At 68.7% G+C, this 2,307-nt stretch carries 2 protein-coding genes; both read right to left on the bottom strand.

Going from position 1 to position 2,307, the window contains the following annotated elements; all coding sequences use genetic code 11:
- Positions 1-183: 183 nt before the first annotated feature.
- Positions 184-1,380, bottom strand: coding sequence for a fructose-specific PTS transporter subunit EIIC (locus ABT254_RS46405; RefSeq protein WP_351483750.1), 1,197 nt, complete (start codon positions 1,378-1,380; stop codon positions 184-186).
- Positions 1,381-1,534: 154 nt separating this feature from the next.
- Positions 1,535-2,307, bottom strand: a 773-nt coding sequence (locus ABT254_RS46410) for a chymotrypsin family serine protease (RefSeq protein WP_502972157.1), incomplete at its 5' end; no start/stop codon positions are given.

The following is a 2,307-nucleotide window of genomic DNA, read 5'->3' on the forward strand; positions in this document are numbered from 1 at the left end:
CCGCGAGGGGGATCGAGGCGGCGAGGACAGCGCCGACAAGCAGTCCTGCACGGCGTCTTGATGTCGAGAGAGGTCTCACTTGTTCTCCTCGTGTCATGTTGTGTCGTGGCGGGTCGTGTCGTGTCGTGGCGGGTCGTGGCGCAACCCGGACCTGGTTCCGCCACACCCGCCCTGAGGACGGGACTAGGCCGCTACCTTGGCGAGTCGACGAGTGCGGGCCGTGGCCCCTGCGGCGGGCTCGGCGACGGCAGCCGCCCGGCCGAGGTTCTTCAGGCCGATGGTCACCAGCGACGTGACGACGACACCGGCCAGGACAGCGCCGGAGAAGACCCACAGGCCGCCGAAACGCCCCATCGCCAGGACCCCGCCGAAGGGGGCGTACGTGCCGGCGCCCAGGCCCATGACCATGGCGGCGCTGGTGGCACAGCCCGCCATGCAGGCCGGGATCACCCGCAGGGGATCGGCGAACGCGAAGGCAAGCGCGCCCTCGGGGACGGCGATCGCGCCGAGCAGCCATCCGGACCTTCCGCAGTCGCGCTCGGCCTTGCTGAACAGTGCGGGGCGTATGACGGTGGTGAGGGTCATCGCCAGGGGCGGAACCATACGCGCCGCCACGACCGCGGCCATGATGGTGAGGTTCTGCGGCGCCGCGTTGGCGGGGTTGTCGCCGCTCAGACCCGTGATCCCGAACGACAGGGCGGCCCCTCCCAGGGCCCCGTTGAGGTCGAAGCCCGTCATGAGTCCCAGGAGGAGACCCACTACGACGACATGGTGGAACTGCAGTCGGCCCATGTGGAGGTCGAGCCACTGGGCCAACGCGCCGAGCTGGGGTCCGACGAAGGCGAAGAAGGCGACCGTGGTGCAGGCCGCGGACACCAGTGGGACAAGGACAGTGGTCGCGGTCTCCCGCAGAACCGACGGGAGGGGGATCCGCTGGAGTGCGAGGGTGAGTACACCAGCCATGACACCGGCCACCACACCACCGAGGTATCCCGTGCTGACGGCCATGGCGGCCATGCCGCCGACGAAGCCGGATATCGCTCCTGGCACGCCGGCCACACCGTAGGCGAGGTAGGCGCCGATCAGCAGGGGCAGGAACGACAGGACGCTGGTGCCGGTCTTGAAGAGCAACACGCTCCAGGTGGCGGCCTGCGTCCAACCGCCGCCGTTCATGGGGGTGGAGGCGACGTCCGGACCGCTGATGATCAGGCCGAGGGCGATCAGCAGTCCGCCGGTCACCGCGAGGGCACCGAGGTGCGGGGTCCCGGAGAGCATCCAGCTGCCGAGTCGGACGCCGCCGCCCTGGCCCGGTTTGGTGCTCGGACGCGCGGATACCGCGGATACCGGGGTGGCCCTCTTGCGCTTGCCGGAGAAGGGCATGGTGAACTCCAGACGAGTACGGTGCCGCCCTCTGGGCGGGACGTGCGTGGGTCGGATGTGACGGTGGGGGAGGGGGCTGGGCGAGGGGGCGCTCGGGCAGACCATGGCGGGCGCAGACACCCCGCCCGCCACGGTCCATCGCGGGCGCCGCCGGTCAGGTCGTGAGCGCGGTGCCCGACTCGTTCAGAATGGCGTTCACCTTCACGCCGACCATGTGGCCGTTGACGACGCCCTCGTGCATACCGACGAGCATGGCTCCGCTGTCGGTCGTGTCCGGTTCGTAGACGGGGGCGCCGGAGTCACCGCCCTTCGTGATCTCCCCGTTGCAGTAGCAGGGGTTGTTCGTTCCGCCGCGGTCGTACACGAACCCGTTGCCGTTCGAGACACTGACGCCCGAGTTGGGCCACTGGACGCTGAACCTGTCGTTGCTGATCTTGTGGCCGCAGTGGTTGAAGGTGGTCTGTCCGCTCACACACACCTTGACGCCGACGCGTGCCGCCCGCGTGGTGTAGATGAAGTGCGTCGCGGTGCTGTCGTGGGTGCCGCCGGTGTAGATGTTGTGCGTGTAGCTTCCGTTGCCGATGAGCTCGAAGTCGTTGTCGGCGAACCTGAACCGGACGACACCGAGCGTCGGGCCGCCCGTCCGCCCGCTCCAGACGACGTTGCTGTTGGCGAAGCAGTGAGCCGCGGTCACCATGTACTGGTCGCTGGCGCGTGTGCGGTTGTGTACGGCGAAGCCGGACGTGCACTGATTGCCGCCGTTGGTTATCGAGGCGCCTCCGGAGAAGGGGGACGTGTCGTTGAACCGGGTGGACTGCAACTCGAACCGTTGCTGCTTGACCTCGATGGCGCCCGGGTAGGTGCCGAGCAGTTTGCCGAGGTCGGACAGGGGCGCGTCGGTGATCAGTGACACCTTGTCGGTGGTGC

It is taken from the genome of Streptomyces sp. NPDC001137, assembly GCF_040298885.1.
Classification (GTDB): domain Bacteria; phylum Actinomycetota; class Actinomycetes; order Streptomycetales; family Streptomycetaceae; genus Streptomyces.

What these genes read in the sequence shown, in the direction of transcription:
- ABT254_RS46405 (WP_351483750.1), bottom strand. Translation starts at nt 1,380, where the DNA reads ATGCCCTTCTCCGGCAAGCGCAAGAGGGCCACCCCGGTATCCGCGGTA.